The organism is Mycobacterium sp. NGS56, assembly GCF_059812425.1.
In genome coordinates this window covers 225,847-252,127 of sequence record NZ_JCALCQ010000004.1, presented here as the reverse complement: position 1 = coordinate 252,127, position 26,281 = coordinate 225,847, and the positions used below count along the sequence as shown (strand labels likewise).

Sequence of the window (26,281 nt, the reverse complement as noted above, 5' to 3'; positions counted from 1 at the left end):
AACCGCCGCGGCGTTGCTCCCAGCCGCGTAGAGCTGTTCCGGCCATACCCGCAGGCGACGAGTAACGCTACCAATTCATCAAAGGGACAACGGCTTTGCCGCGCTCCCGGGGTGGGCGACTATCGCCCTGGTCGCACCGTTCCCGCGGACGTCGCCGGCTTGGGAATGATGCGGCGACGTCGAACGCGTCACGGTAAGCCCTGGAGATGCTGATCTGCCGACGCGATGACACCATAAGCGGGTGAGTGGGCAGATCTGCATGGGTTGCGGCCTCAAGACCCGTCGCTCGTATGGTAGGTGGCCGGATCAGCATCCGTGGGCGACTGCGGCGTTCGCGGCCCTCGTGAGGGTCGCGAGGAGCGTCGACTCAAACAATCGGGGTCCGACGGCGGCAATGTTGTTGGTGGTACCGGCAACGCTCATCGGCTTGGCCGTGGTCGCTGCGTACCCGCTGGTGTTCGTGCCGTTGTTGATTCTCTTGGGTGTGGCTCTGGTGGTGTTGGTCAGCAACGAGGAAACCAGACGCAACCCAGCGTGTTGGCGCGGAGACTGCCCGGCGATGCACTCCAGTCGATAAGCCGCCAGTCCCTCGAAGTGGCCCGCCGGGACGGGAAATCGAAGTTGCCTGGACGATTTAAAGCTCAGCCTTTCCTGGACTCAGCTCGTTGAACCGCTGCCAGCATACGATCGCTGAGGTCCAGGCATTCTCTTTCCCCCACGCCGCCGTTGACGGAAAACCCGATCTGCCGTATCTGAATAGCGAATCGGCGTAGATCATCACAAAGCTGCTCCACTGACCCCCCTTTTGTGCTGCACGCTTCCACGATAGGTAGTGAACGAGTGTTCGCCCAACCCATAGCAGGATTCTAAACGTGACGTTGGTCACTTCGCCGCATGAGTTCCACTCGATCCTCTGCGCATCATCTGAGGGGGGCAACGGCCCGCGAGGCGCCCACGCAGCACGAGGAAGTGCCGCCACCAGCCGAAGCCACGGAGTAGCGTCATGCGCGCACGGCGGTTGAAGGAGCGCAGATGGAGCTGCATCTGTCGGGAAAGATTGCCGTCGTCACCGGGGCCAGCAAAGGCATCGGTTTCGCGGTGACCAAGGCCCTCGTCGACGCGGGCGCGCATGTGGTAGCCGGGTCACGGACGCCTGGTAAGGGGCTGCCCCTGCTTGAGGAAAGCGGGCAGGTGTCGTATGTGTCGGTGGACCTTACCCAGCCCGGTGCTGCCGAAGAACTGATCGCGGCGGCGAGCCGCCGCGGCGGGATCGACGTTTTGATCAACAACGTCGGCGGCGCCACGGTCCGGCCGGATGGACTCGCCGGCATTTCGGACGACGAATGGCAGAAGTCGTGGGATCTCAACGTGATGGCTGTCGTCCGCCCGACCCGCGCGGCGCTGCCAGAGATCGAGCGGCGCGGGGGCGGTTCGATCGTCATCGTCAGCTCGATCAGCGCCTATTCGCCTGGCCCGAACACCTACGACTACTGCGCCGCGAAGGCAGCCGTCGCCAACTTTGCCAAGGCATTGTCAAAAGATCTGGCGCCGAAAAACATTCGCGTCAATTCGGTCAGCCCGGGCGCGGTGTCGACCGAGAAGTGGATGGAGCGGGGTGGGATGGCCGACGGGTTCGCCGCGGTCAAAGGTCAGACGGCCGACGAGGTCAGGGCGGAGCTCGCAAGCTCCGCGCCAACGGGGCGGTTCACCACTCCGGAGGAGGTCGCCGACCTCGTTGTGTTCCTCGCCAGCGACCGTGCGGGAAATGTCACCGGATCCGACTACCGCATCGACGGCGGATACGTCGCCACCGTTTGATTGCCATCGGCACATCACGCCGCAGCCGTCTTACAGCAGCACACATCCGCCGTGACTATCGATCGCAGCGGCTCGCTCTGCTCGGAGCCGCATGGTGAAGCGCCACCGCCGCCACTCGGAAATCAATGGTCTCGAGTCCGCCGACCGCTCAATTCCACAAAACGCGAGACACCCTGTGGCCCCGGGAATAGCCTCGAACTAGGTACGGGCCCCCCACTACCTGCACAGATCCCCGGCCCCGCGCCAAACGGTGCCCCGAAAGCGTCGTCGAAGACCTGTCCAATTGGCGGGGATGGTCCTACCTGCAGGGCGGCCCACCGGGGGCCGCGACCACAAAAGGAACATCATGACTCCGACCGATCACCTCGACCGCACCACTGAGCCCAAACTGACGAAATTCGCCGCCAGAATTCTGCTTGCCGCTGGGTTGGCGATGGCGGTGATGGGACTGACCGCGGCCACAGCCAACGCAGACCCCGCCTCGCCGAATCCACCCCGACCAAACCCGACGGCATCTCAAAATCCGCACTCAGAATCGGGCCTCTGTAATCAAACCGGGGCGGTCCCGCGTAACGCCCCGTCGCCGCCCCCTGGCTACTGCGGGTAGGGGTCGACGAATGAACTGGATGACGTTGGTGGGCAACGCGCTCGTACCGCTTGCATCCGTGATTTCGAGCGCCGCCGTCGCGATCTGGACGAAGCGTATCGACGCCAGGAATAAGGTGGCAGACCGCCGTCACGAACGTGTCCTCGATTTCGAGAAGCGGGCGGCCGATGACAAGAAGGCCGTATTGAAGTCGCTGATCTCCGCGACCATATATGTCAAACGCGCGGCACAATACGAGGGGTCCGGCACCGCCGAGGAGATCGCCAGCCAGCGCCGCGCCGAGGCCATCCGAGAGCTGTATGACTTCCGCATGCGGCTGGGCCTCGACGATGGGGTAGCCGAGCTGATGGTCTACGCCGCACCACCGGTGCGTGACGCGGTAAGTCTCCTGCTCGACCAGTGGGATCGTCAGTTCCGCGAGCACGGCTACTCACTGACCCAATTGGATTCATGCAAGCGGCAATTGGCGCAGACCACTGCCTGCCCTGCCCCGCAGGAGGACGTGACCGTGTACTACGAGGGCGAGCTCAAGTGGTCCGAGCTGAGGAAGGTAGAGACGGTGTGGCTGGACAGGTTGGGCCGGGAATCGGATCTCGACCTCGACGCGCTCGTGGACCTGTGCGATCGCACCCTAGAGGCCGCGCACCGGGACTTGCGCGGCGGATACGGGCTTGAGTACTGACTGTCGGACGTCGACGACCCGAGCGTGAACCCCGGGAACACGGGTTAATGTCGTTGCGCTGCAGGGCAACTGCTTGAGTAAAAGCGCCCTCGGCGGCCGCTTTGTTGACCGCCGAGAGCTAGCAGCGCTGGCGGTGCTAGCCCCGCCGCGCTGCTGAACACTGCCTACCCATCCCGCAGCTTTGAAGAAACGTCGCCAGAGTGCGGGTCTGCCAACTCCGGGGTTTGATCATGCAAAAGGTACGCGCGTGCCAGAATCGGGTTGCGCAATCGATGCCGAATCGCATAATTTATGCAACGTGGGTCACGCCACACATCCGGGCCGATGTGGCGCACACCCCAGGCATCAGGGGAGGCGGTCGCAAAATTTTGCGGCCGGCCGGGACGAAGGATCAGCTCGTTGTTAGCAGAAAGACGGGCCGCACGGCCCATAAATCTTGCGCCCGCAAACAGCACGTCGGGCGCTGGGCCCACGGACGATCGCGCTTGGGTATCGAAGGCGCTCTGTAGGGGAACAGATCCCGACGCACTATTTGTGCGGGGGGCCAAACAGCGTGAGGCTGCGGTTATCTGCCGTCGGTGCCCAGTGATGACAGAGTGCGGGGCCGAGGCGCTGGATAACAGGGTTGAGTTCGGGGTGTGGGGCGGCATGACGGAGCGTCAGCGCAGGGCTCTGCTTAAAAAGCATCCCGAGGTGGTGTCGTGGAGGGATTTTCCGACACGCGCGAATGCTCGCTCCGCCGGATAGCAGCCACGAATTGGCGGGGGCGTCAATCGAGCACCGCGTCTGCCACGTCGATTCGGCGGCACGGCATTTTGACTGGCACCGCTAGTCAGGACGGAAACTGCGGGCAGTAGTACTCGATAGCCAGGTCCACGAACGCGGCCGGACTGGAGAAACGCGCGACCCGGTCTGTGTGAGCGATCTCTTCGGTTGCCTGTCCATTCTTCCGGGCCGTGCAGACCCAGTGCGCAGTCTGAATCGGGTCTACCGATAGGGGCACCACGACATTGTTGTCGCGGAGGGCGACCAGGAAGCTGTCATCGTTTGGTGACGCGTTTGCGTGGCCAGGTGTGCAAATGGCGACCGCACAGCAGGCGATGGGAGCGATTATGTGCTTCCTCATGGTCGGTTCCCTTCGTATCTGCACCAATAGTCACCATTGGCGGCCATACCGCGCAACCGCCTTCCTTTTACGGTTCCGCTAGTTCGGATCAGGTCGCAGGTCAACAAACGCGAGGTGCAGTTCGCCAATCCGCCATGGACCAAGCGGCGCCGAATCACTAGGCCGCCATTGAACGCCTAACACAGGTACTCAACTACGCACGCACGAGAGTCCGGATGGGCAGATTATCGATTCGTCCCGGACAGCGGCATCGGTTAAAAACGTCGAATACCTTGAGTTCGAAAAGCGGGGACTGGCATGAGCAAAGATGAGCTGACACAGCGAGCCAAACATCTCATGCACGCGGCGGACCGAGGCGACGCCGACGCGGTTTGGCGACAGGCCGGGGCCGGCGCCAGATCACGTTGGCGTCGGCGCGAATCCTGCGCAACCCAAGGCGATTTCGAGTCAGTCGGCAGCCGTGACGGTGCTGCATCTTTGTCGGCCAGCTGACTTCTGTGTCAGCGCGCAGTCGTCACAGGCGGCTTGCACCGGTGCGCACGATCTACGACCGGGGCAACGTCTGACGGCATGCATGCCGTCGCTGCCGACCTTGGGAGCAGGCGCGACAGTCCTAGGCGCCGCGGCCAGCGAATTACTCTGTTGCGACTTTGGTTGGTCCTCCAAGGTCGATCGTTATGCAGCCCGACGATCCCAGCATCACACCGGTCAGCACTGCGGCCGCTGCAACAGCTTTCAGTATTTTCTTGCTGCTCGCGCTCATCGGTTCACGCCTTTCTGCTTCTAGAGCTACCCAACGGCAAAGAATTACCGTTGGCTAGCTGATGTTATCGTGGTCTTTTGACGCATGTGCAGTAATCTGCAAACCGCCGGAAAGACTTTTGGGACCACGGAACTACGCGCGAATGCGACCGCACGTCAACTTCTCGAAACGAATCGTTTGGATCGTGCGGGTTCGACATCGATTGGAAAACCTGATCGAGATCGGGGCAATATGCAGCCTGCGTTGCGTCCTTGAATGCGACCATCTGCGCACCAGGCATCACACCCTGAGCTTGCAACTCACCACGGACTTTTGGCGGAATTGTGAAAATTCTGGCTCCAGAGCAATAGCCTGATCGCTCAGCTCCCGGCGCTCACTCCAGTAGCGCGTCCGCCAGTCGAATCGACGGCAGCCGCCCGCCCCGCTCCCACCCCGCACGGCGGAGCCGCCACAATCTCGATGTCGCGCCGGAGCTTATGGCGAACAGCATCGTCAGCACGTCACGCTGCTTAATCCCGCACGGTTAAACAGTTCCGTAAGCGGGGATCTGCCGGATCTCTTCGCCGATGGCGAGCACTGCGGCGCCGAGCGCCTCAAGGTATTCCGCTTCCTTTAGCTGAAGTGTTGAAGTAGTTGAAACGCCCACGCTCATATGAAATAGGCGAAAAGCGTTCAGGTTTTTCTGTGCTTTGTACTCATCGAGCGCAGAGCGAAGTTGCTCGATGGCGGTGTTTAAGTCATCCTGGCTCATCTTTGCCTCTCCTCCGGTATCGCGGTTCGTGACCCTCTGAGCCTAGGACTGCGTGGCGCGCGACACCGGAGATTGAGGTAAGCGGCACACCGTTGCCTGCCACGCGCAGCGTATTGGTGGCGTGCGAGGCTTGAAGCTGGCGAGCGCGCTAGTTGTGCGCCGACTCCCGTTCGGTCAGGTTCAACATTCGCGGCGGACGCGCTTGTCTTGACGGCCTCAATGCCCTTCTCGGCACTCGCCTTTGTCTTGTAGCCCCGGCCGGCAATGGTCTCGCAGTTAGCGGCCTTTAGGTGGAACCGAAAATTGCCGGGATGGTCCGTGCTCAAGCCGAGGGTGTCAGTGACGATCAACTTGTGGTACGCGATGAAGTAAGGGGAGCAAATAACGCGTGAAAGAGCGCGGAGGCACTGAGAAACCGGAAGATCTGGGTTGCTGTATCGGTCCGTCGCCCCGCCCAAGTGGCACCGAAGTTCTCTCGCCCGAGTGTGTACAAGGCCCCAGCAGAACCACGAGCTACCAGGAGTGCTTGCAAGGTTCCGATCATGCGTCGGTATGGCTCCTTGGTGGCCGGGTCGCCGCTGGCGCCCGACCGGCCGCTCGTTCGCCAGTGTCAGCGTAGAAGATCCAGCGGGCGCCCCCAGAATGATTTCAGAATCGAGGGCAGGCGCGGCGGCCGGAGTCGATGGTCTCGATGTCGCGCCCGAGCTGTAAGCGCCTCGGGGCGGGGCTCTTAGCCGGATTCGCGGATGTGGCAGGTAGGAGTGCGTCTGCTGTGCGATTCTGCAGGGATGTCCGCTCTTGCGGCCGCTGCTCCTTCTGGGGTGGTGACGTTTCGCTTGGCGAAGTTCGCGGACCCGTTCTGCCCGATCAATGGCCTTTCCCAGACCCGTGGGCTCCTATAGTGAGCACGCACGCTGGCAGCTACCGCTGCGCCGCGTATCGGGTCCCGCCATAGCGGGCACGGCGGTCGCCGGCCTCACACACTATGGCGTGCCCGTCTACCAAGGCACCTCGACGCTGGAAAGTCGACGAAGCGTCGAAAGGCATTGGCGCAGCGAGCGTAAACGGTGAGGGTTCCCCGCATTCCGGCCGCGATAGTCTGCAACGACGGAATGCCACTCGCTCCGTAATGAATTGTCGAATCAGAACGGTGAAACGTTTTCGATGCTGACGAACATTCCGTGCCCGGTTCCATCGTTGGTGAAGCGAGTGCCGTCGCTGCCGGGCAGGATCGTCCAGCCTTGAATGTGGTAGGTCTGGCCGTAGTTGAGGACAAGGTCGTTTTGCGGCTCACCGCCACCGCCAATGTTGCCGTCGTCCCAATTGAAAGCACCTGAGGCATGCGCTACTGCCAGATCTAGATGCAGTCCGGACGGACCCACGGGCGCTTGGGGGAAGCCCGGTCCATGCTCGCAGGCGACTGCTGGGCCTCCGTCGTGGCCTTGATCATTGGCCATCACCAGACAGCGCATTACGCCCGACTCAGTCCGAACATATTGCCCTGCATCCGCAATTGCCAACGGCGCGGAAAACGATATTGATCCGATGACGGCCGCGGTGACTACTGCCGAGGCAGCGAAAATTGCACGAAACCCCATGCTCCCAAACCTCGTTATCAGCGGCGGTAGCGTTTGGCGACGTGCCCGATACGTCGAGTAGGAGCGTAAACGCTCGTGCAGCTAGTTACATCAAGATTGGTGAATTCGCTGTCGCTGTGCGCCGTTAGCAGTTGTGAAGCGCGATGTCCTTACCCACAGAAGGGTCGTAACCGCGGCTCACGACGTAGTTGGCCACGGCGGAAATGCAGTCGCTTTTCTGACTGGTCGTGACAATGTCCGCGACCGCCGCGCACGTAGCGTCACGGTAGGGGCCCGCATGGTGCACTTCCTGTGGAATGAGCATGTTGCCGAGTTCGCAGTAGGCATCAGCGTGCGCCGTGGGAACGGCCCCCTCTAGATCATTTCTTGGAAGCGACCAAAACCACCGCGAGCGAAGCGAGCGCACGCTACATTTCCCTGCGACCTCACAGCGAGGTCACCATCAGAAGGGATGAAAGACATCGTGATTCGCGCGCTAGTCGTCGCCGCCGGTGCCGCAGGGATTATCACCGGGGCTACGGTTACTGCCCCCTTTGGCGTCCATCAGTTTGCGGAGATGACTGACGTGAGCCAAGACGGGCATAAGGGGATTTGCGCGTGAACCAACCAGTTATCACAGGAAACGATGACGAGTTTGTGGTGCCTGTCGTGCCCACCACCCTTGCCGTGTACCGCAACTTGCGTATCGGCTTGGCCATCACAGCTGTCATGCTCACGGCGTCGATCATTATTCAAAGCACATATATGCGAAGGCCAACAGGCAAAGACTGCTGGCAAGGAGCCCTCAGCGAGTACTTTTACACCTCCGCGCACAGCATCTTCGTCGCCGGGCTCGTGGGACTTGCGACGCTGTTCTTCGTCTACCGAGGGAGCACCGACACGGAGAACGCTCTACTGACACTGGCTGGTGTTGCTGCGCTGACCGCAGCGCTGGTACCGCAGCGGGAAAGCTATATCAAGTTATGCACGCCGCCGCCTCTCTTTATCCCGGACGAGGTCAAAGTAGCGGTAGCGACCGTGATCAGGCCCAACCTGGTGGCAATCGTCGCGGCTCTCGCTGTGGCGTGGCTAATCACGTTGTTCCAGCACCATTACGACCGGAGGAACGAGAACGGCGACAAAATCCTGCAGAAGAAGAGCCCTGGGGGAAAGTGTGCGCGGTTCGTTCTCTGGCTGGTCGTGGTGGTCGGTTTGATCGCCCTTTGCACCCCTAAGGTTGACTCACGAGACTATGCGCACGGCGCGGCTGGGGTTTTGCTGCTCTCATCCTTCATCGCCACCGTATTCGCCACCGCAGTCGTCGCCAGCCGAGAGACACACTCGCATTGCATCTACAAGGTCTTTTACTGGGTGTGGGCCGTTGTGATGCTGTTGACATTTTTCGGAATACTGGCGGTGCACTTAAGGTGGCCCATAGTTTTCGGGGACCTGTGGGGCACTTACGTTGAAGGCGCGGTGCTCTTGGAATTCTGCGTGTACTGGGTGGTCCAAACTTTTGACCTGTGGGATGACCCTGACCGCAGGTATCGGCTGTCGCCGGATGACCGTAAACGGCTTGCGCAAACGTACGTGCGTAGCGAAAAAGAATCTCTGGGCGCGAAGATCATGTCTTTTCTGTAGTGCTGCCCGTCGGCGAGTATGCGACTCGACCGGCTAGCTCCGTCAATGGGGGATTAGAATTCGTCCGCGAACCCTTGGACAATCATGCTCGAACTTGTTGTGCGGCAATGTAATTGCGGTAAAATCGAAGGTATGACCATCCCGCCACCCCCATGCCCCCTCAAAAGTTGGCGTGGCCGCTCGCGGTGGTGACGGCAATGGGTCGGAGTTCCATTGGTTGCGGAGTATCCTTCCGCTTCGCTCCGGGCCGCCCCGTCGACAGTGCCAACGTGCAGCTGCGCTTCTCTGTGTTGGAGCGCGCCGTTGTCGGCTGGGCCGGGCGGCTGGCGCCCAAGGCAAAACCAATCAGCTCAGAAGACAAGTACGGTTGACGCAACGGGCTAACGAGATGCGGAATGAACTTTGTGGCGCACAGGGGTAGGAAACACGAATGAACTTGTGGGCCTCCGCGTTCGACGACATGAACGCGATCGACGGCAATTACGACCGACTCACCCTTGACCAAAAGCTCAAGGTCGCGGAGATAAAAGCCTACTTGACATCGGGCAGGGGCTTTCGCTTATTCAGGACTCTGGGATCAACCCAACATGGAGTCCGTGTGAACGCAATGTCTGACCAGGTGCGGGCGCGGTATCGCTAGTTGAGCAGGCTCAGATACTCCGGGCAGTACGCAGTCACGGCGCCGGTGTGATGCCTTTGGCGATGGCGAGGGGGATGCTGGGGTTGCTTGTCATCCCCGCGCGCATTGACTCGTCGGCGCTGAACTCGTTGGCGAAATCGTCGCAGATTAAATGCCCCTCACGGATAGCGCCCGCACGGTGGACAGGCTGTATTCCAATCCGCTCAAGGCCTTGTGGGTAGACCTCATCCGGCGTGGGCGGTGCCTCGGCGTCGTTCAGCCGGTCAACATCGCCGGCCGCAGCGTTCAGCGCCCGCGCCAGTTGGCGAGCCTGCTCGCTGCTCAAGTCGTCAAACCCAAGATCCTTATCAACGAAGATGAATCGCTCGACACTGCCATCGCCGTGCTGCACGCCGTCGACAGTGACCGCGCCGGCTCCAAACCCCCACGAGCTGCTAACGAAGCGGCGGTAGGCGTTGGGGGAGCCGTCCGGGGCAGTGGGACCTGCTGCCATTCGTAGACACGTAGTGCGCCAGCGGGTTTGGGGAAGGTGTTTGCGGCCATGACGACGATTCCTCTCCGAGTCGATCGGTCGAAACCCGGAGGGCTATTGCATGACTATTGCATGACCACTGGTGAGTCTATCTAGATACCGCGTCTCACCTGCATAAACTCTGGTGCGCGATACTGGGATTGAACCAGTGACCTCTTCCGTGTCAGGGAAGCGCTCTCCCGCTGAGCTAATCGCGCCGAGAAACCCAAAAATTGGAGGTGGAGACGGGAATCGAACCCGTGTGCACGGCTTTGCAGGCCGTTGCCTCACCACTCGGCCACTCCACCGTTGGGGTCCATGCCACTTGCACCTTCGAGCGGATGACGGGATTCGAACCCGCGACCCTCACCTTGGCAAGGTGATGCGCTACCAACTGCGCTACATCCGCGCGCCTCGGACGAGATCGTCGCCCGGTGCGAAGCACGACGATAGTCCACGTGAGCGGGCACATACAAATTTCTCGGTACAAGCCGTGTCCAGGCTAGCGCGGCGACCTGGCACACGATGCGGCCGGTATCGTCATGGCTGGCGCGTGCTAATCTTCGACGTCGTTCGCCGTCTCGGCGCCGGTCCCGTGGCTCAGTGGGAGAGCGTCCGCTTCACACGCGGAAGGTCGCTGGTTCGATCCCAGCCGGGACCACAAATCAATCCGGGTCATCGGATGGTTGGCCTCTCATCGACCAGTTCCCGACTCCCTGTTGTCGAACGCTCTTTACCGGCGCGGGCCCAGGCGCCGCTCCGGTCTCTCCAGACACCCACTGAACCACGGCGCCCTTGCCTGATCGCGCCCGCTAAGCCACCATGAAACTGCATGAGTAAGGTAACCCTAACTACCGAGCTGCCGATCCCCGCCGACACCGCCGCCGCGCTGGCGCGCAAGCCTGAGCTGATGCGGCACGTCCTCAGCCCGGTGCTGCGGGTCTACCGCCTCGACGTCCCGGAACGAATCGAGGTCGGCACGCGGGGGTCGGCGCGGTTCTGGTGGTTCGGGGTGATCCCGGCCTGGACGCACCACCTCACCATCAAGCGGCTCGAGCCGACCGAGATCTATACCAACGAGCACGGTGGACCGGTTCGCACCTGGAACCACCGCCTCACGTTCGAACCCATCGACGAGCGCAGCTGCCGCTACACCGACGAGATCGAAACAGACGACGGCCTGCACGGGCTGCTGACCCGCGCCTTCGTCCGGGTCGTGTTTCGCCACCGGCACCGGCGATGGCGCAAGCTCGCGCAGATCCTCCGCTGACAACGCACCAGAGAGGACGGTGAACCATGACCGGCGATTACGAGGGCGTGGGCATGCTGAAACTCGAATGTCCGCACAGTCATCCCGTCGGGCGCGTTCTCAAGGACGCCCCTCATCAGGCGGTGCAGTTCGACCCCGGGGCTCAGTTCGGGCCGCGCCGGTTCTGGCCGGACGAAGACGAACAGCCGAACTTCACGACGCTGTGCAGAATCTGCGATAAGCCGGTGGGAGACACCACGTCCGCCCTGCAAAGCAAGCTGGCCTTGGTGGTAGCCGACTCCTCCGCGACCACCGAGACGGCCACGCTGCCGTACGTGTAGTCGCTTACACCGCGGATACCGTAAGAGCTACAGTAGCGGCGTTGCGGCGTGGCGCATCCGCGGCGACGCCGACCCGAGAGGAGTCCCGTGGCGCTGACACCGCAAAGCACCCCCCGTCCACCCGAAGGCGATTGGCTGGGTACGCCGTACCTGCGCTTCGAGCGCCAGGGGCCGATCGCGGTCTGCACCATCGACCGGCCCGACGCACGCAACGCCTTGAGCCCGGCGATGTATTTCGGAATCCGTTATGCGGTAGGACGTCTCAACGAGGACCCGGATCTGGCTGGGCTGGTGCTGACCGGCACCGGCGACGTCTTCGCGCCCGGTGGCGACATGGGCGGCGGGGGAGGCGAGGACAACTGGATCACCTTCGGTTCCGCGCTCGGCATGGACGTGACGCCCTTCGATGCGGTCCGCACCTCGGGCAAGCCGATCGTCTCGGCGGTCAATGGGTTATGCCAGGGCGGCGGATTCCAGATCGCGCTGTGCAGCGACCTGTCGGTGGTGAGCGATCGGGCGACCTTCCGGGTGCCCGAATTGTTCCGCGGCTACGCCGATACCTACTACAGCCAGGTGCTCACCCGCGTCATCGGACCGGTGCGCACCCGCGACCTCATGTTCACCGGTCGGGTGCTCACCGCGGTCGAAGCCCTCGACTGGGGCTTGGTCACCCGGGTGGTTCCGCACGAGGGGCTGCTGGATGCGGCGAAAGACATACTTACGCAATGCTGCCGAACTGCCCCGCGCGCCCGTGGCGTCATCAAGTCCAGCATCGACAGCTATCTGGGTCTCTATGACCGCATCGGCATGACCGCGAGCCTCTCCGACGCCGAAGCCATCGAAGGGTTCCGCGCGTTCAAGGAACGCCGCTCACCTGACTGGGTGCATCCGGAACTGCGTGTTGAGGGACGCCTGTAGAGCGAAGCGCCGCGACGCACCAAGCGAGTACTCATATGCCCCGCGCCCGGCCGCGCCAAAACGGTTCCCGCAGCTGAGTTTTCAAGATTTTTCCGCTCGCGTTGCGGGGCAGCTCCGGCACGAAGTCAACCGTGCGCGGGCATTTGAAGCGGGCCAGCCGCTGTCGGCAGAATTCGATGATGTCGTCGGGGTCGATTCCGCCTCCGGTCACCACGATCGCCTTGACGGATTCGCCCCAGAAGTCGTCGGGCACCCCGATCACCGCGGCGTCCTCGACGGCGGGATGCTCGATTAGCACGCTTTCCACCTCGGGGCCGTACACATTCTCCCCACCCGTGATGACCATGTCCTTGATGCGGTCTTCGATGTAGACGTAGCCGTCGGCGTCCAGGCGCCCGATGTCGCCGGTGCGAACCCAGTCGTCGGCGGTGATGGTTTCGGCCGTCGCGTCCGGGCGGTTGAGGTAGCCGGTCATGTTCTGGTTGCTGCGTACCCACACCTCGCCGGATTCCCCGGGCGGCAACGTGTTTCCGTTCTCTGGATTGACAACGCGAATCTCGCAGCCCAGCACCGGCTTTCCGGCCGCCAGCTGCAACTCGGGCCGCGCCGCATCGCGGTGATCGTCGTCTGACAGCGCTGTGACCGCGCCGCACAGTTCCGTCTGCCCATACACCTGCACGAATTTAGTGTCGGGCCAGGTGGATAGCGCTCGATGCAACAACGGCAGCGGCATCGGTGCGGCGCCGTAGACGATATAGCGCAAGCCGGCGATGGCCGCAGCCGCCGCCTCACCCGCGTCCAGGAACCGGGCGATCACCGGCGGGACGAAGAACGCGTGGGTCGCTCCAGCGCGCACAGCGCCGATCAGCGTAGCGGCGTCGGGCTCGCGGGTCATGAATGTCGGTGCACCGGAACGGATTCCAAACAGCGCATAGCCGATTCCGCCGACGTGGAACAACGGCATGGCCACCAGGTTCGCCTCGCCCTCGGCGAACGGAAACGCGGGGGCCAGGTTCGACGCGTGATTGACCAGCGCACGTTGACTGAGCAGCACGCCTTTGGGGCGTCCGGTGGTGCCGGAACTGTAGATCACCAATGCCGTCTCGTTCTCATCGACGCTCAGGTCGGCTCGCGTCGGTACCGCCGCGGCGAGCAGCGATTCGTACTCGTCGCCGATCTCGATGATGCGGTTTACGCCCGGTACCCGCTCGGCGGCCGCCTCGGCCGCGGCACGCAGCTCAGCGCCGACCAGAAGCATGCGGGCGCCGCTGTCGGCCAGGACGTGGACGAGTTCGTCGCCGATCACCCGCCAGTTGACGACGGTGGTGACAACACCGATGGAGGCGGCGGCGATGAGCACTTCGAGGCAGGCGGGGTGGTTCTTGTCCAGGAAGGCCACGCACTGGCCCCGCTCGAGACCGGCGGCGCGCAGCGCGCCGGCGGTGCGACGAATCCGCGAGCTCCACTCGGCCCAGGACCACTGGCGTTCGCCGAAGCGGATGGCGATCGCGTCGGGCCGCCACTGTGCGTGGCGCTCGACGATGGCGGCGAGCGTTTCCGCAGCGCCGGTCGTCGTGTCAACTGGTGGCATGAACCCTCCGCGTTCGATTTGTTCTCACTCGTCATACCGGATGCGTTGCGCACGGTCATACGCGCCCGGTTCTGCGCACGCGACGCCGAGGCGCCTTCGCGGGTCCCTGGCGCCTCACTCCATGGAGCTGATCATCATTCCACCGTCGCCGGCGGCTTGGGTGGTCGCGCTGCTGTCCTGGCGAAAGTCGATGAACGCCGATCGGCCGTTCGAGGTGTTCAACAGCTCGGTGAACGTGCCGATCACCGGAATCGAGCCCTGCGGGTTCACCACGGTCGCGGTGTAGTTGACTGAGGCTTCCTGTTGAAAGTTGGCCCCTGACAGCGCCTTGGTGTCGGGCGGGTTCAGGCGGTTCACATCGGTCAAGATGGCCGAGGCGCCGGCGGTGAAGTGGTCGATGTCGGCCTGCAGGAGCCCGGCGGCATCCGTGGCGGCCGCGGGCTTGACGGTGATCCGCAGCTGCGCGCTGGTGTCGGCGTTGTTCAGCGCCACCCAGTTCGGGCCGCGATTGCCGAGCGTCCAGCCGGGCGCGGGGGTCACCGACACGCCCGGCGCGATGGCAATCGCGTCGTCGGAGGTCAGTGCCGGCGTGGCAGTGGGCTCGACCCGGTTGGCGGTGGAGGCCAGGACGACCACGCCGGTCACGGCGGCCGCGCTTAGCAGCCCGACCCGACGGGCAAGGGCCCCAGGCTGAGTTGTTGACATCACCATTCCTAACGCCGCCGGACGCCGCGAAATTAGCCCGCTGGCTTATCGTGCTCCAGCTGCGGCGCCAATGTCCAAGATGGGTTTGCTTTAGCGGTGACGCAACCCGCCTGTCGAGCCGGCGAATGCATTTGTAAAGCTAACGGCGCGAACGTGTGTCACCATGACGGGGCTGACCGGCCTGACCGACCCAGACAAGGACCCGACGATGGTGAACCCCGACCGCGCCCGTTCCCGCACCTTCGTCGTGACCGGCGCCGCGTCGGGAATCGGGCTCGCCACCGCGCGGCGGCTCTTGGCCGAGGGCGGCAGCGTGATCGGCGCCGACCTGGCCATCCCGCCCGATGACCTGGGCCCGCGGTTCAGCTTCGTGTCCGCCGACGTGACCGACGAAGCCGCGATCGCCGCGGTGTTGGCCGCCGTGCCGGACCGCCTCGACGGCCTCTTTCACGCCGCCGGTGTCGCGGGCGGAGGCCCCGTGCACCTGCTGGAGCGCGCCGAATGGGACCGGGTGATCAAGATCAACCTCACCGGCACGTTCCTCATCGCCAAGGCGGCGCTGGCCAGGATGATCGACCAACCTCGAGCTGACGGTGAACGCGGCTCGATCGTGACGGTCGCCAGCGTCGAGGGCCTGGAGGGCACCGCCGGCGGCAGCTCGTACAACGCGGCCAAGGGCGGTGTCGTGCTGCTGACCAAGAATATCGCGCTCGACTACGGACCCAGCGGCATCCGGGCCAACGTCATCTGTCCCGGCTTCATCGAAACGCCCATGGCGCACAGCGTCTTCAGCATCCCCGGCATGGAGGGTGCACTGGCCTCCATCACCAAGGAGCACGCGCTGCGGCGGCTGGGGCAGCCGGAAGAGATCGCCGCTATGGCCGCCTTCCTGCTGTCTCCCGACGCCTCGTTCGTCAGCGGCCAGGCCCTTGCCGTCGACGGCGGCTACACCGCCGGTCGCGATCACGGTGTTGTCGAACTCTTCGGCTTTCCCGACTGATCCAACTAAGATTCGTCCATGAGCGGTGCACTTACTCCTGACGAGGCGATCGAGGCGATCCGGGGCACCGGGGGAGCCCAGCCCGGTTGTCGCGCACTGCACGCCAAAGGGACCCTGTATCGCGGCACGTTCACCGCGACCCCGGACGCGCTCATGCTTTCGCGCGCACAGCATCTCGATGGTTCGACCGTTCCGGCGCTGATCCGCTTCTCCAACGGGTCGGGCAACCCCGAGCAGCGCGACGGCGCGTCCGGTGTGCGCGGGATGGCGGTGAAGTTCACCCTGCCCGACGGCTCCACCACCGACGTCTCGGCGCAGACCGCCCGGCTCTTCGTCTCCAGCACGCCCGACGGCTTCATCGATCTGCTCAAGGCGATGCGGCCGGGCCTGACGACGCCGCTGCGCATGGCCAAACACCTGCTCACCCATCCGAAGCTGCTCGGCGCGTTGCCCATCCTGCGGGAGGCGAGCCGCATCCCGGCGAGTTACGCCACCACCGAATACCACGGCTTGCACGCCTTCCGTTGGATCGCCGCCGACGGCGGCGCCAGATTCGTTCGCTACCACCTGGTTCCGACCGTATCCGAGGAATACCTGTCGGGATCCGATGCCCGTGACAAAGATCCGGACTTCCTCACCGAGGAGCTCAAGGCCCGCCTCGACGGCGGGCCCGTGCGGTTCGATTTCCGGGTGCAGATCGCCGGGCCCACCGACTCGACGGTGGACCCGTCAGCGGCCTGGCAGAGCACGCAGATCGTCACCGTCGGCACGCTGGCGATCACCGGCCTGGACACCGAGCGTGAGCATGGCGGCGACATCGTGGTGTTCGACCCGATGCGCGTGACCGATGGCATCGAGCCCTCCGACGATCCTGTCCTGCACTTTCGGACCCTGGTGTATTCGGCCTCGGTGAAGCTGCGTACCGGTGTGGAACGCGGCGCCGAAGCTCCGCCCGCCTGACCCGCAGCGCCCGGGGCGATGGCCGCTCGCGCTCGAAATCGGCGGCAAGCTAATGTTTTTCTTCGGTGTCGCCATTCCAGATGTTCCTCATATGCCTGGCCGGGCTGGGGGCTGGTGCGATCAACGCGCTGGTCGGGTCCGGCACCCTGATCACCTTCCCCACGCTGGTCGCGCTCGGCTACCCGCCGGTGACGGCGACCATGTCGAACGCGACGGGTCTGGTCGCCGGCAGCGCCTCGGGCACCTGGGGCTATCGCACCGAGCTGCGCGGTCAGTGGGATCGGCTGCGATGGCAGCTCCCGGCATCGCTGGCCGGCGCGGTTCTGGGCGCCTATCTGTTGCTGCACCTGCCCGAGCGGGTGTTTGCCGAGATCGTCCCGGTGTTGCTGGTGCTGGCGCTGGTGCTGGTGGTTGTCGGGCCGCGGATCCAGGCGTGGACGGCCCGCCGCGCCCAGGAGGCGGGACGGGCGCCCGAGCACGTCAGCCCCCGCCGGATGGCCACGCTGGTGTTCGGTACCTTCGCCGTCGGCGTCTACGGCGGCTACTTCACCGCCGCACAAGGCATCCTGCTGGTCGGCCTGATGGGTGCGCTGCTGCCGGAGTCGGTGCAGCGCATGAACGCGGCCAAGAACTTGCTGGCACTGGTGGTGAATGTGGTTGCCGCCGTTGCCTATACATTGGTGGCGTTCGACCGGATCAGCTGGCCCGCGGCGGGGCTGATCGCGGCCGGCTCACTGATCGGCGGGCTGCTCGGGGCGCGTTACGGGCGCCGGTTGCCGGGCAACGCGCTGCGCGCCATCATCGTGGTCGTGGGTTTGATCGGTCTGTATCGCCTGCTCGCCGTGGCGTGACGAGACATCATGTGCGACAACGTGATTGACCCGCGCAAGGCATTCCTCAACTCAGCGTGGCCCTGGCGGCTTCGGTGATGACGTCGCGCACGTCATGGTGTTTGCGCCACGCCCGCAGCTGACGCATCGCCCCGTTACCGTCCGATAGGACGCGCTCGAGTTCGCCGACGACGCCGTCATATTCGCCCAGCGACTCCAGCGCGGGGCGCACCCGCTGCACCAGCGCTCCCAATTGCTCACCGGCCCGGACCGCACCGCATCCGTGGACCAAATCCAATGCGTGACCGGATAACCCGTCGTGAGCGGCCTTCCAGTACGCCGCGCGTAGCGCACCCGGCGGCAACCGCCGCGCGTCATCGGGCGAGTCGAGCGCGGTCATTACGGCCGCCCTGATCAGGGTGGCAAGCAGCACCGTCTCGGCGACCGTGGCCGGAACGTCGGCCACCCGGACCTCCACGGTCGGAAAGTCCGCCGAAAGACGTATGTCCCAATAGATCATGTCCTTATCCAGGATCACCCCGGTGTCGACCAACATGCGCACCGCATCGTCGTATTCGTCGGGTGAGGCGAAGAATGGCGGCGCTCCCGCCGCGGGCCAGCGCCGCCACAGCACGCTGCGCCAGCTCGCGTAACCACTGTCCGCGCTGCGATAGACCCGCGAATTCGCCGACAGCGCAAGCAAAGACGGCAGCCACGGGCGCAGCCAATTGCTGACATGGACGGCCGCGGCACGATCGGGCACCTGCACATACACGTGGCAGCCGCAGATGCCCTGTTCGTGCGCGATCATTCCGAACTGTTCGCCGATCTTGCGGTAGCGCGGGGTGTCGGTGACGGGAAACTCGTGCGGTGTGGCCGGCGGAAGCCCGCAGGCCAGCAGTCGGACACCGGCGGCCTCGGCGGCCCGCGCCGCGGTGCGCCGCAGCCGGCTCAATTCCCCACCCAGTTCGGCGCTGGTCGAAGCCACCTGCGAGGTGGTCTCCACCTGGCAGCTGCTCAGTTCGAGCTGCAGCGTGACGCCTTGCCGCTCGGCCTCCGCGGCGACCGCGGCGTTGTGCGGAGCGGGCTCGCCGGTTTGTGGGTCGACGAGCAGAAATTCTTCCTCGGCACCAATGGTGGGATGGTCGCCCATGAGCCGATTTCGGCCCTGGGAGCTATCGGCGGGCGGCTGCCGAGAGGGCGGAGTCGACGGTCGGGTAGATCGGCAGCACGCCGCTCAGACCGCAAGCGTCGACGATGCGTGTGACGATCGGCGCGCAGCTCACCAGGCGCAGGTCGATGCCGCGTTCCCGGCACCTCTTGGCCTCTTCGGCCAGCACCTCGAACGCGCAGCAGCCCATGAAGTCGAGTCCGGTCACGTCGACGACGAAGGGGCCGGGCTCGGCGACGCCGCTGGCCGCCTCTGACACCAGGTGGCGCCAGGTGTCCTCGTTGCAGGCGTCGATCTCGCCCCCGGCATAGATCACCACCGACGGGCCGCTGCGATCCGCGGTCGCCCGCAGCGTGGAATTGGGGTCGCCGAGTTCGTAGACGAGTTTCGTGCTCAGCGCCAAATGGCTGGTGGGCATCGCTTCAATGACGGAATTCATGATGGACCCCCTGATCGAAAGGCGCCGAGACGCCTCGATGGATGCCCGTCCTAATGTCTGAAGACAGACTTTTCGTCTTGCGTGAATCTCTTTTCTATAACGAGACAGGTCGGTCTGTCTACCGGCGGGGGCTAAGAGTACGTTAAGTCCTGTATGACAACACCCGATGTCGCAGCACCCAGCGCGTCGCCTCGCGAACGCCTTCTTACCGCGGCCTATGAGCTGTTCAGTCGGCGGGGCATCCGCGCGGTGGGCACCGATGAGGTGATCGCCCGGGCCGGTGTCGCCAGGGCGACGCTGTACCGCCATTTCTCGAGTAAGAATGACCTGGTGCTGGCCGTGCTGGAACGCCGCGAGGAGATCTGGACCCGCGGTTTGATCGAAGAGCAGTCGCGCCAGCGCGGCAGTAGCCCTGAGGAACAGTTGCTGGCGATCTTCGACGTGATGCATGACTGGTTCCAGCTCCGCGATGGCTACGAGGGTTGCTCGTTCATCAACGTGCTGCTCGAGGTCGGACCCGATCACCCGGCCGGTCAGGCCTGCATCACCCACATCGATCACGTCCGTGACATCGTGCGGCGCCGCGCCATGGCGGCCGGTCTTACCGACGTCGAGGACTTCGCCTCGTCCTGGCACATTTTGATGAAGGGCGCGATCATTCTGGCCGCCGTCGGGGATCCGGACGCCGCGCTGCGCGCCCGCAAGATGGCCCGTGCCCTGATCGACGAACACCGGCCGCCGCTGGTGGCCGATACCGACGAGGCCGTGTAGTCAGACGGGGTCGGACGCGCCTGCGCCGGTCTTGCGATAATGCTCGGCCTCTAATTCCGCGATCATCCGAGATGTGCGTTCCCGCAACAGGATCGCGGCAGTCAGCCCGACCACGACGGCGATCACCAGGCCGATCCAGGAGAACCGTTCCAGCCAGCGTTCGGCCGCGATTCCGGCGTAGTACACCAGCGCGGTCGTGCCACCCGCCCAGCAGATGGCGCCCGACACGTTGGCCGCCAGGAACCGGCGATAGTGCATCTTCAGCGCCCCCGCCAGCGGGCCGGCCAAAATCCGTAGGAGCGCGATGAACCGGCCGAGAAAGACGGCGCGAGCACCCCAGCGGTTGAACAACTTTTCCGCGAGCGCGACGTGGCCGGGGCCGAAGTGTCTCGGAAAGCGCCGGCCGAGCCGGTCGAAGAGCGGCATGCCGAATCGGCGTCCGATGGCGTAGCCGATCGAATCGCCGATCACCGCGCCCATCACCGCGGCGACGCCCACACCGAGCGGATTGACGGCCAGGTCATGGTGCGACGACATCAGCGCCGCGGTCACCAGCACGATCTCACCCGGCAGGGGAATGCCCAGGCTCTCGATCCCGACCACACCGCCGACCACCAGATAGACCGTGATCGGTGGAATCGAGTGCAGCAGGGGCTCCAGATTCATGCGTCAAGGATGCCTGACCGGCCGCGGATCCATGGTCTGAGGTGTGCGCTGGAATTCGCTCGGGGTGCCCAGCCCTTCCAGCCACGGACGCTTGGGCTCGCGCCCGTCGTAGGAAGACAGCCCGCGCAACCGCCGCCAGATCCAGGGGAAGAAGCTCTCTCGTGTCCAGCGCAACTGCTCGTACGTGCCGGCCGCGAAGAAGCGCTGGGTGGGGTCGAGTCCGCCGCGGGCCCAATCATGGTTGGCGTCAGGCAAATCGAGCGCTTCGGCGGCCGCGGCGGCGAACAGCATGTGGCCCTTGCTCGACGCGTGCACCCGGTCAACGGACCAGGTGTCCAACTCGCGCATCGAGGGAGCGTTGTACAAGTCGACGAGCCGGAAATCGTAGCGATCGGCGGCGGCGCTGATGACCCGGTTGATGCGGGCGAGCCGCCCCGCCACCAGGCGTCCCAGCGGGAGGAACTGCGCAACGTTCGGGAAGGTCGTCGTCACCACCGTCGCGCCGGATCCGGCCAGCGCGGCATAGATGTGCTCCAGGTCTGCCAGGGCCGGCGCGAAGGATCGTCCGGGCTGGATGACGTCGTTCATCCCGGCGCAGATGGTGATCAGGTCGGGCCGCATCGCCAGTGCCCGCGGAAGTTGCTCGGTGAGCACGTGGCTGATCCGTTTTCCGCGGATCGCGAGGTTGGCGTACTGCAGACCGGGATAGAGCGAATCGATGGTGACCGCGAGCCGGTCGGCGAATCCGAGCAGGCCGACGGTGTCGTCGCCGTCCCACAAACCCTCGGTCTGGCTGTCACCGATGGCGACGTAACGGTGATATCCAGCGTGAATAGCCCCGCTCACGATGCCGAGAATAACTGAAGCCGCGCTTATTACTGGTTACCGTGGAGCCATGCCACACAAGCGTGAGTCGGGCGCCAAGGACGCCACGGTGGCACCAGGCGCCGATCCGCTCGCGCCGCAGTATCCGATCGAGTCGGTCGACAACGCGCTCAAGCTGTTGCTGTTGTTGGGTGAACAGCCCCAGATCCGGTTGAGTGAGGCGACGCGCTATCTGGGCGTGGCGTCATCGACCGCGCATCGGTTGCTGGCGATGCTGGCCTATCGCGGGTTCGTTCGGCAGGACCCGGTGTCCAAGGCGTACCTACCCGGTCCGTCGTTGACCGGGGTGGCGTTCGCGATCTTCGGCCGCATCGACATCGCGCGATCCGCCGCGCCCGTCATGCGCGCCCTCAGCGAACAACTGCGCGAAACGGTGCACGTCGGCATGCTGGACGGGGCCAGCGTCCGATTCGTCGCCGCGGTCGAGGGGCCGGCCGCCGTGCGGGTGGCGTCGCGGCTTGGCCGCGTTATGCCGGCCCATTGCACCTCGACGGGCAAGGTCATGCTGGCCCAGTTGCCGCACCCGGAATTGCGTGCGCTGCTGCCGCGAGAGCGGCTGAAGCGCATCACCTCGCGCTCGATCGGCACCCGCACCGCGTTGGAAGCCGAGCTCGTCGATATCCGCGAGCGCGGCTACGCCACCAACTGCGAAGAGAGTGAGGAAGGCGTCGCCTCGGTTGCCGTGCCGATCCCGACCCGCGCACCCGGGCTGCGGCTCGCGCTCAACGCCGCCGCGCCACAACACCGGCTGGAAGCCTCCCGGTATCCGGCGGTGGCCGCCGCACTTGTTGCGGCCGCCAAGGAGATTGGGGATCAGCTCGGCTAGCGTCCGGCAAGCCGTGCCACTTCGTGGCGCCAGGCCGCCTCGGCGGTGAACGCAGACCCCAAGTCCGGCAGGTCATCCCAGTCCGCGTCGTCGATGTCGCGCAGCGCGGCGCCGGTCGCGAGCACCCGCAGCGACATCCGCGCCAGCGCGTCGAGGCCGATCACCTGCAGCACGGCCTGGGGCACTGTGGCGGCGGCGCTGGTGATTCCGTGTCCGCGGCAGATCACCACCGGCCGGTCGCGCATCGCCGCCACCATTTCCTTGCCCAGGCGCGAATTTCGGATCAGCACAGCTCGTTCGTAAACGGGAACACCGCCGCGCGCCAACCAGGCGCCGGGAATGTCATAGGCGCCGTAGATCGGCCGGAGCGTGATGCCGGCCAGGTCGGCCGCGACCACGTTCGGTGGATGTAGGTGCGCGACCGCGACATGCCCAGGGTCGGCCAGCATGGTCTCGATGTGGATCGACAGTTCGTTGGGCACGCGATACCCGTCGAGTTCGCCTGGGGCACCGGCGGTACCGTCGAAGGTGATCAGCCGGATGTCACTGGGTCGGGTGAATGCCACCCCAATGTCGGTATCGCTTCGGCAGCGCACCAACAGGCGCCCGTCGCCGACGCGCAGGCTCAGGTGGCCGAGGATGCCGTCGACCAGTCCGCGGGCCGCCGCGACGCGACACCCCTGCGCCACCAGAGCGCGCTGCTGCTCGAGGTCGGTCATCGCGGCGCGCCCAACCCGAATCCGCCGTCGGGCCGCACGGTTTCGCCGGTGATTCCACGCGACCGCTGGGACGCCAAAAACACGTAACTCCACGCGTGGTCCGCGCCGGTGAGCGCGACATGCAAGGGACTGCGCGCGGCGACGTCTGACGCCCGGTCCGGCCCGTCGTCCAGCCGAGTCTCGCCGAGCCCCAGGCTGGACAGGCCGCGCAGGTCGGTGTTGAGTGTGCCGCCAGGCGCCACCCCGTTGACCCTGATGTCCGGGGCCAGTTCGTGCGCCAACGCCGAAACCAGCCCGCGCACCGCGAATTTCGAGGCGACGTAGAGCGCCCCGCCGCGTCCGGGATAGAACGACGACGCGGACTCGGTCAGCACGATCGAGGAACCGCTCGCGTTCCGCAGCGCCGGAAGCGCGGCCTTGACCGACAGCAAATGGCTGAGCACGTTGGTGCGAAACATTTCGTCGAACGCGCCGGGGAGTGCGTCGGCGCCGATGTCGCTCACACCTCGATAGAAGTCGAAGACCCCGACGCAGTTGACCAGGGTGTCCAATCCGTCGAAGGCATCCACGGCGGCGGCGACGGCGCGGTCATTGGCCTCGCGCGTGGTGGCGTCGCCCTCGACCACCGGAACCTGAGGCAGCTGTTGCCGCAACTCCTCGCACTTGGATGGATCTCGTTCCAGCACAGCAGTATTGGCACCCTCTGCGCCGAAGGCCGCCACCACGGCACGGCCGATCCCGGAACCGGCCCCCACCACCAGGGCTCGCTTGCCCTCCAGCCAGCCGGTCATGGTGCAGGTTCGGTGTCGTCGGGCAGCAGAGGCGCATGGGAATTGCCTACCATGGCGGCCAGCGTCCGAGGGTTCTGCCAGGTCAATGCCTCGACCTCGAGCGCGTCGAGGGTGATCCACTGTCCGGATCGCGGCGCGGCGATCAGCAGGCGCGATCCGTTGCGGGTGTCGACCCGGTGCACCATGACCTCGGTGAATTCGTTTGCGACGCTGATCGGTTCGCCGACCGCACCGTCGAGCAGCTGCTGCAGCTGATCGTTCATAGGAACACCGCCAGGTTCTGCATTCTCAGCACCGACTCGTCGGCGATAATGGTGCGGCGGGCCAGCTTCCAGCGATCATCGCACCAGCGCAATACGTCCTGGCGCCCGCATGACATCAGGGCGCTGTCGTTGACGTCGCCCCGGCTGCGGAACAGCAGTTCGGCCGATTCGACCACCAGGTGAGCGTCGTCGTCGCCGGTGAAGGTGCGCACGTTGGTGATGAAATGACGCAGCCGCGACGGGGGGTCCTCGGCCCACACGTGCTCGGTGCCCATCCGCGCCACCCGCTGGGACAGCGAGTATTTGTCCTCGTCGAAATGGTCCATGCCGGGGCCCCTTTCCGGCGACGTGTCGAAACCGGCGCCGCGCGCGGTCGTGACGCGCACCGGCATGGCGTAGCGGACGTCGTCGGTCAGCATGTCCAGCCACGCCTCATACTGCTGGGCGTCAAGCAGGTACGCCTCGTCCACCAGGAATCGATGTGCCCCGAGGTGCCGAGTGTCGTTGAACGGCAGTGACCGCGGCGGCTCTTTCATGCGGGCGCCCGCTGCAGATAGTCGGCCCACATGTTCAGCAGCGCTCGCTGGTTGTGCTCGTTGTAGCCGACTTGCGCGCGCCCCGGTCCGTGGAAAGCGCCCGGCGGCAACGGCTTTATGACGGGACTATCGTCGGCGAGCAGACCCATCCGGCTGTTCAGCAGCAGCCGTCGCGCCATCGAACCGCCCGCGGTGGTGGTCAGCGACACCCAGTTCTCCACGTCGTCTTGTTCGAACATGCCGGTCGACCCGAAGCACATCAAATACGCCTTGTACGAGTCTTGTTTGTACTGCGCCGGAGCGGCAGAGTCCACCGCGAACCACGAGCACACTTCCGTTTCATTCTCACTGATGGGCTGCCACAGCCGGATCGAAATGAACGGCAACACCTCTGCCTGCCGGCCGTCGCCGCGGTCACGCACCTTGGGCCAGTTGTGCACGAAGCTGAGGTTCGGAAAGCACGTCGCGGCCGAGATCATGAATCCATCTTCGCCGACCACCCGCTGCTGTTGCGGTGTCCAGGCGCCCTTGATCCGGCCGATCATCTCGTCGGGGTAACCGACGTAGCGCATCCGCGCGTCGAAGTCGCCGGGCGGAAGTTTGTAGGTGGTCCCGCCGCCGCGGTGCGCCCAATAGGTGGCGCCGTCTTTGCGCTTCTGGGCTTTCGGCTCGCGGAAGAGCCCGATGTCGACGATTGACGCATGGGTGTGCGGGGTGTGGTACATGTCCCCGGCGAAGTTCTCGGCGCCGATCTTCCAGTTCGCCTTGATCCGCCAGCGCTGCGGCCCCCGCACCTGGACACCGCCGGCGCTTTGCCTGGTGTAGTAGTCCAAATAGAACTTGAAGTCGCCGAGGAACTCTTGCAGCGGTTCGGCTTCTGGGTCCATGCTGATGAACAGCAGGCCGTTGTAGCTCGCGAAATTGGGTGCGGGCAGCAAACTTTGGCCCTTGGTGAACCCCTCATCGCCACCGTAGGCCTCCCGGTGAAACGGCAGTCCGGTGAGCCGGCCGTCGTTGCGGTAGGTCCAACCGTGGTAGGGGCAGCGGAAGTTGGAGGCATTTCCCATCTCCGCCCGACAGACCTGCATTCCGCGATGCAGGCACATATTGAACAGCGCGCGTACGGTGCCGTGCGAGTCGCGGGTGATGATGAACGAGTCGTCGAGCACGCGGCGCACCACGTAGTCGCCGTCCTGCGGGATTTCGGACTCGTGCCCCACGAAGGTCCATGCCCGGCTGAACAACCGTTGCTTCTCCAGCGCGAACAGTTCGGAGTCGTTGTAGATGTGCGCGGGGATCATTCCCCGGCGCACGTTCTCGAAGACCTCGACCAACTCACCGCGACGGTTTGTCATGGGTCCCCTGCGACCTTTCTGTCTTACAGAAGCACTCTCCGCTCAGTAGAATCTCGCAGTCTGCGGCGCCGGTCAATCACCAGGCGGTCCTGCCGACCAGACTGCTACAAGCATGCTTGGTGCTGATTCACAGGTTTCCGACAAATAAA

28 protein-coding genes and 4 tRNA genes are annotated in these 26,281 nt (G+C 64.6%); 13 read left to right on the top strand and 19 right to left on the bottom strand.

Annotated elements, in window-relative coordinates; all coding sequences use genetic code 11:
* The first annotated feature begins 1,032 nt into the window (after positions 1-1,032).
* The 3 genes from AC5Y4F_RS14095 to AC5Y4F_RS14085 all read left to right on the top strand — a co-directional run bounded on the left by AC5Y4F_RS14095 (position 1,033) and on the right by AC5Y4F_RS14085 (position 3,854).
* Positions 1,033-1,818, top strand: a complete 786-nt coding sequence (locus tag AC5Y4F_RS14095) for an SDR family NAD(P)-dependent oxidoreductase (protein WP_067935657.1) — start codon at positions 1,033-1,035, stop codon at positions 1,816-1,818.
* A 617-nt stretch (positions 1,819-2,435) separates the two neighbouring features.
* Positions 2,436-3,107, top strand: a complete 672-nt coding sequence (locus AC5Y4F_RS14090) for a hypothetical protein (protein WP_231986381.1) — start codon at positions 2,436-2,438, stop codon at positions 3,105-3,107.
* 399 nt (positions 3,108-3,506) lie between these two features.
* Positions 3,507-3,854 (top strand): WhiB family transcriptional regulator, encoded by a 348-nt coding sequence (locus AC5Y4F_RS14085; RefSeq protein WP_499997369.1) that lies wholly within the window; start codon positions 3,507-3,509, stop codon positions 3,852-3,854.
* 85 nt (positions 3,855-3,939) lie between these two features.
* On the opposite strand, the gene AC5Y4F_RS14080 is transcribed toward AC5Y4F_RS14085, so the two are convergent.
* The 4 genes from AC5Y4F_RS14080 to AC5Y4F_RS14065 form a co-directional block, all read right to left on the bottom strand.
* Complete coding sequence (locus tag AC5Y4F_RS14080; RefSeq protein ID WP_067935654.1) at positions 3,940-4,233, bottom strand: DUF732 domain-containing protein; 294 nt, start codon at positions 4,231-4,233, stop codon at positions 3,940-3,942.
* A gap of 1,286 nt (positions 4,234-5,519) precedes the next feature.
* Positions 5,520-5,747: a hypothetical protein gene (locus AC5Y4F_RS14075; protein WP_067935648.1), complete on the bottom strand. Its 228-nt coding sequence runs from the start codon at positions 5,745-5,747 to the stop codon at positions 5,520-5,522.
* Positions 5,744-6,073 carry a YegP family protein gene (locus AC5Y4F_RS14070; RefSeq protein WP_499997459.1) on the bottom strand — a complete coding sequence of 110 codons (330 nt, stop codon included), beginning with the start codon at positions 6,071-6,073 and terminating at the stop codon, positions 5,744-5,746. The genes AC5Y4F_RS14075 and AC5Y4F_RS14070 overlap by 4 nt, the downstream gene beginning before the upstream one ends.
* An 816-nt stretch (positions 6,074-6,889) precedes the next feature.
* Entirely contained in the window at positions 6,890-7,345 is a 456-nt protein-coding gene (locus AC5Y4F_RS14065) for a hypothetical protein (RefSeq protein ID WP_156750083.1), read from the bottom strand.
* 597 nt (positions 7,346-7,942) lie between these two features.
* On the opposite strand from AC5Y4F_RS14065, the gene AC5Y4F_RS14060 reads away from it, so the two are divergent.
* A complete protein-coding gene (locus AC5Y4F_RS14060) occupies positions 7,943-8,965 on the top strand; it encodes a hypothetical protein (RefSeq protein WP_067935643.1) in 1,023 nt (340 codons plus the stop codon).
* A gap of 674 nt (positions 8,966-9,639) precedes the next feature.
* Here the strand turns inward: AC5Y4F_RS14060 and AC5Y4F_RS14055 are convergent.
* The 4 genes from AC5Y4F_RS14055 to AC5Y4F_RS14040 form a co-directional block, all read right to left on the bottom strand.
* Entirely contained in the window at positions 9,640-9,996 is a 357-nt protein-coding gene (locus AC5Y4F_RS14055; RefSeq protein ID WP_499997366.1) for a hypothetical protein, read from the bottom strand.
* A gap of 263 nt (positions 9,997-10,259) precedes the next feature.
* A tRNA-Val gene (locus AC5Y4F_RS14050) sits at positions 10,260-10,334 on the bottom strand.
* Positions 10,335-10,350: 16 nt separating this feature from the next.
* A tRNA-Cys gene (locus tag AC5Y4F_RS14045) sits at positions 10,351-10,424 on the bottom strand.
* A 28-nt stretch (positions 10,425-10,452) separates the two neighbouring features.
* A tRNA-Gly gene (locus tag AC5Y4F_RS14040) sits at positions 10,453-10,525 on the bottom strand.
* Positions 10,526-10,705: 180 nt separating this feature from the next.
* Between AC5Y4F_RS14040 and AC5Y4F_RS14035 the strand changes: the two genes are divergently transcribed.
* From AC5Y4F_RS14035 to AC5Y4F_RS14020, 4 genes are all read left to right on the top strand, one after another.
* A tRNA-Val gene (locus AC5Y4F_RS14035) sits at positions 10,706-10,777 on the top strand.
* A gap of 171 nt (positions 10,778-10,948) precedes the next feature.
* Positions 10,949-11,386, top strand: a complete 438-nt coding sequence (locus AC5Y4F_RS14030; protein WP_067935595.1) for an Rv1443c family protein — start codon at positions 10,949-10,951, stop codon at positions 11,384-11,386.
* A gap of 26 nt (positions 11,387-11,412) precedes the next feature.
* Positions 11,413-11,706 carry a hypothetical protein gene (locus tag AC5Y4F_RS14025; RefSeq protein WP_499997361.1) on the top strand — a complete coding sequence of 98 codons (294 nt, stop codon included), beginning with the start codon at positions 11,413-11,415 and terminating at the stop codon, positions 11,704-11,706.
* 93 nt (positions 11,707-11,799) lie between these two features.
* Positions 11,800-12,624, top strand: coding sequence for an enoyl-CoA hydratase/isomerase family protein (locus AC5Y4F_RS14020; protein WP_197520595.1), 825 nt, complete (start codon positions 11,800-11,802; stop codon positions 12,622-12,624).
* Between the two features lie 31 nt (positions 12,625-12,655).
* Here AC5Y4F_RS14020 and AC5Y4F_RS14015 read toward each other — a convergent pair whose 3' ends face one another.
* Both AC5Y4F_RS14015 and AC5Y4F_RS14010 read right to left on the bottom strand, forming a co-directional pair.
* On the bottom strand, positions 12,656-14,215 hold the full coding sequence (locus tag AC5Y4F_RS14015; protein WP_499997357.1) for a long-chain-fatty-acid--CoA ligase: 1,560 nt from the start codon (positions 14,213-14,215) through the stop codon (positions 12,656-12,658).
* Positions 14,216-14,329: 114 nt separating this feature from the next.
* Entirely contained in the window at positions 14,330-14,920 is a 591-nt protein-coding gene (locus AC5Y4F_RS14010) for a hypothetical protein (RefSeq protein ID WP_067936194.1), read from the bottom strand.
* A gap of 208 nt (positions 14,921-15,128) precedes the next feature.
* On the opposite strand from AC5Y4F_RS14010, the gene AC5Y4F_RS14005 reads away from it, so the two are divergent.
* The 3 genes from AC5Y4F_RS14005 (at position 15,129) to AC5Y4F_RS13995 (ending at position 17,731) form a co-directional block, all read left to right on the top strand.
* Positions 15,129-15,920 (top strand): SDR family NAD(P)-dependent oxidoreductase, encoded by a 792-nt coding sequence (locus AC5Y4F_RS14005; protein ID WP_067936192.1) that lies wholly within the window; start codon positions 15,129-15,131, stop codon positions 15,918-15,920.
* A gap of 18 nt (positions 15,921-15,938) precedes the next feature.
* Entirely contained in the window at positions 15,939-16,880 is a 942-nt protein-coding gene (locus tag AC5Y4F_RS14000; RefSeq protein ID WP_067935584.1) for a catalase family peroxidase, read from the top strand.
* 65 nt (positions 16,881-16,945) lie between these two features.
* On the top strand, positions 16,946-17,731 hold the full coding sequence (locus AC5Y4F_RS13995) for a sulfite exporter TauE/SafE family protein (protein WP_067935581.1): 786 nt from the start codon (positions 16,946-16,948) through the stop codon (positions 17,729-17,731).
* A gap of 46 nt (positions 17,732-17,777) precedes the next feature.
* Here AC5Y4F_RS13995 and AC5Y4F_RS13990 read toward each other — a convergent pair whose 3' ends face one another.
* Together AC5Y4F_RS13990 and AC5Y4F_RS13985 are read right to left on the bottom strand one after the other, a co-directional pair.
* Entirely contained in the window at positions 17,778-18,863 is a 1,086-nt protein-coding gene (locus tag AC5Y4F_RS13990; RefSeq protein ID WP_499997349.1) for a glutamate--cysteine ligase, read from the bottom strand.
* Positions 18,864-18,885: 22 nt separating this feature from the next.
* Positions 18,886-19,320, bottom strand: coding sequence for an anti-sigma factor antagonist (locus tag AC5Y4F_RS13985; protein ID WP_067935576.1), 435 nt, complete (start codon positions 19,318-19,320; stop codon positions 18,886-18,888).
* A gap of 153 nt (positions 19,321-19,473) precedes the next feature.
* Between AC5Y4F_RS13985 and AC5Y4F_RS13980 the strand changes: the two genes are divergently transcribed.
* The gene (locus AC5Y4F_RS13980; protein ID WP_067935572.1) at positions 19,474-20,091 is read left to right on the top strand and encodes a TetR/AcrR family transcriptional regulator; all 618 of its coding nucleotides are present in this window, start codon (positions 19,474-19,476) and stop codon (positions 20,089-20,091) included.
* On the opposite strand, the gene AC5Y4F_RS13975 is transcribed toward AC5Y4F_RS13980, so the two are convergent.
* Both AC5Y4F_RS13975 and AC5Y4F_RS13970 read right to left on the bottom strand, forming a co-directional pair.
* On the bottom strand, positions 20,092-20,757 hold the full coding sequence (locus AC5Y4F_RS13975) for a DedA family protein (RefSeq protein ID WP_067935568.1): 666 nt from the start codon (positions 20,755-20,757) through the stop codon (positions 20,092-20,094).
* 3 nt (positions 20,758-20,760) lie between these two features.
* Positions 20,761-21,603, bottom strand: coding sequence for an SGNH/GDSL hydrolase family protein (locus tag AC5Y4F_RS13970; protein ID WP_499997343.1), 843 nt, complete (start codon positions 21,601-21,603; stop codon positions 20,761-20,763).
* A gap of 49 nt (positions 21,604-21,652) precedes the next feature.
* Between AC5Y4F_RS13970 and AC5Y4F_RS13965 the strand changes: the two genes are divergently transcribed.
* Positions 21,653-22,468, top strand: a complete 816-nt coding sequence (locus tag AC5Y4F_RS13965) for an IclR family transcriptional regulator (protein ID WP_499997342.1) — start codon at positions 21,653-21,655, stop codon at positions 22,466-22,468.
* Here AC5Y4F_RS13965 and phtC read toward each other — a convergent pair.
* The 5 genes from phtC to AC5Y4F_RS13940 are packed head-to-tail and all read right to left on the bottom strand — an operon-like array spanning position 22,465 to position 26,132.
* On the bottom strand, positions 22,465-23,187 hold the full coding sequence (gene phtC, locus AC5Y4F_RS13960) for a 3,4-dihydroxyphthalate decarboxylase (RefSeq protein ID WP_067935559.1): 723 nt from the start codon (positions 23,185-23,187) through the stop codon (positions 22,465-22,467). The two genes, AC5Y4F_RS13965 and phtC, sit on opposite strands and share 4 nt — an antisense overlap.
* Positions 23,184-23,978: a 3-(cis-5,6-dihydroxycyclohexa-1,3-dien-1-yl)propanoate dehydrogenase gene (gene hcaB / locus AC5Y4F_RS13955; RefSeq protein ID WP_499997340.1), complete on the bottom strand. Its 795-nt coding sequence runs from the start codon at positions 23,976-23,978 to the stop codon at positions 23,184-23,186. The genes phtC and hcaB overlap by 4 nt, the downstream gene beginning before the upstream one ends.
* Positions 23,975-24,241, bottom strand: a complete 267-nt coding sequence (locus tag AC5Y4F_RS13950) for a dihydrodiol dehydrogenase (protein ID WP_067935553.1) — start codon at positions 24,239-24,241, stop codon at positions 23,975-23,977. The genes hcaB and AC5Y4F_RS13950 overlap by 4 nt, the downstream gene beginning before the upstream one ends.
* Positions 24,238-24,777, bottom strand: a complete 540-nt coding sequence (locus tag AC5Y4F_RS13945; protein ID WP_067935551.1) for a 3-phenylpropionate/cinnamic acid dioxygenase subunit beta — start codon at positions 24,775-24,777, stop codon at positions 24,238-24,240. The genes AC5Y4F_RS13950 and AC5Y4F_RS13945 overlap by 4 nt, the downstream gene beginning before the upstream one ends.
* Positions 24,774-26,132: a Rieske 2Fe-2S domain-containing protein gene (locus AC5Y4F_RS13940; RefSeq protein ID WP_499997336.1), complete on the bottom strand. Its 1,359-nt coding sequence runs from the start codon at positions 26,130-26,132 to the stop codon at positions 24,774-24,776. The genes AC5Y4F_RS13945 and AC5Y4F_RS13940 overlap by 4 nt, the downstream gene beginning before the upstream one ends.
* Positions 26,133-26,281: the final 149 nt, after the last annotated feature.

What these genes read in the sequence shown, in the direction of transcription:
- AC5Y4F_RS13975 (WP_067935568.1), bottom strand. Translation starts at nt 20,757, where the DNA reads ATGAATCTGGAGCCCCTGCTGCACTCGATTCCACCGATCACGGTCTAT.
- AC5Y4F_RS13965 (WP_499997342.1), top strand. Translation starts at nt 21,653, where the DNA reads ATGCCACACAAGCGTGAGTCGGGCGCCAAGGACGCCACGGTGGCACCA.
- AC5Y4F_RS13940 (WP_499997336.1), bottom strand. Translation starts at nt 26,132, where the DNA reads ATGACAAACCGTCGCGGTGAGTTGGTCGAGGTCTTCGAGAACGTGCGC.
- phtC (WP_067935559.1), bottom strand. Translation starts at nt 23,187, where the DNA reads ATGACCGACCTCGAGCAGCAGCGCGCTCTGGTGGCGCAGGGGTGTCGC.
- AC5Y4F_RS14095 (WP_067935657.1), top strand. Translation starts at nt 1,033, where the DNA reads ATGGAGCTGCATCTGTCGGGAAAGATTGCCGTCGTCACCGGGGCCAGC.
- hcaB (WP_499997340.1), bottom strand. Translation starts at nt 23,978, where the DNA reads ATGACCGGCTGGCTGGAGGGCAAGCGAGCCCTGGTGGTGGGGGCCGGT.
- AC5Y4F_RS14025 (WP_499997361.1), top strand. Translation starts at nt 11,413, where the DNA reads ATGACCGGCGATTACGAGGGCGTGGGCATGCTGAAACTCGAATGTCCG.
- AC5Y4F_RS14080 (WP_067935654.1), bottom strand. Translation starts at nt 4,233, where the DNA reads ATGAGGAAGCACATAATCGCTCCCATCGCCTGCTGTGCGGTCGCCATT.
- AC5Y4F_RS14010 (WP_067936194.1), bottom strand. Translation starts at nt 14,920, where the DNA reads ATGTCAACAACTCAGCCTGGGGCCCTTGCCCGTCGGGTCGGGCTGCTA.
- AC5Y4F_RS14075 (WP_067935648.1), bottom strand. Translation starts at nt 5,747, where the DNA reads ATGAGCCAGGATGACTTAAACACCGCCATCGAGCAACTTCGCTCTGCG.
- AC5Y4F_RS14000 (WP_067935584.1), top strand. Translation starts at nt 15,939, where the DNA reads ATGAGCGGTGCACTTACTCCTGACGAGGCGATCGAGGCGATCCGGGGC.
- AC5Y4F_RS14065 (WP_156750083.1), bottom strand. Translation starts at nt 7,345, where the DNA reads ATGGGGTTTCGTGCAATTTTCGCTGCCTCGGCAGTAGTCACCGCGGCC.
- AC5Y4F_RS14030 (WP_067935595.1), top strand. Translation starts at nt 10,949, where the DNA reads ATGAGTAAGGTAACCCTAACTACCGAGCTGCCGATCCCCGCCGACACC.
- AC5Y4F_RS13985 (WP_067935576.1), bottom strand. Translation starts at nt 19,320, where the DNA reads ATGAATTCCGTCATTGAAGCGATGCCCACCAGCCATTTGGCGCTGAGC.
- AC5Y4F_RS13945 (WP_067935551.1), bottom strand. Translation starts at nt 24,777, where the DNA reads ATGAAAGAGCCGCCGCGGTCACTGCCGTTCAACGACACTCGGCACCTC.
- AC5Y4F_RS13950 (WP_067935553.1), bottom strand. Translation starts at nt 24,241, where the DNA reads ATGAACGATCAGCTGCAGCAGCTGCTCGACGGTGCGGTCGGCGAACCG.
- AC5Y4F_RS13980 (WP_067935572.1), top strand. Translation starts at nt 19,474, where the DNA reads ATGACAACACCCGATGTCGCAGCACCCAGCGCGTCGCCTCGCGAACGC.
- AC5Y4F_RS13990 (WP_499997349.1), bottom strand. Translation starts at nt 18,863, where the DNA reads ATGGGCGACCATCCCACCATTGGTGCCGAGGAAGAATTTCTGCTCGTC.
- AC5Y4F_RS14090 (WP_231986381.1), top strand. Translation starts at nt 2,436, where the DNA reads ATGAACTGGATGACGTTGGTGGGCAACGCGCTCGTACCGCTTGCATCC.
- AC5Y4F_RS14005 (WP_067936192.1), top strand. Translation starts at nt 15,129, where the DNA reads ATGGTGAACCCCGACCGCGCCCGTTCCCGCACCTTCGTCGTGACCGGC.
- AC5Y4F_RS14015 (WP_499997357.1), bottom strand. Translation starts at nt 14,215, where the DNA reads ATGCCACCAGTTGACACGACGACCGGCGCTGCGGAAACGCTCGCCGCC.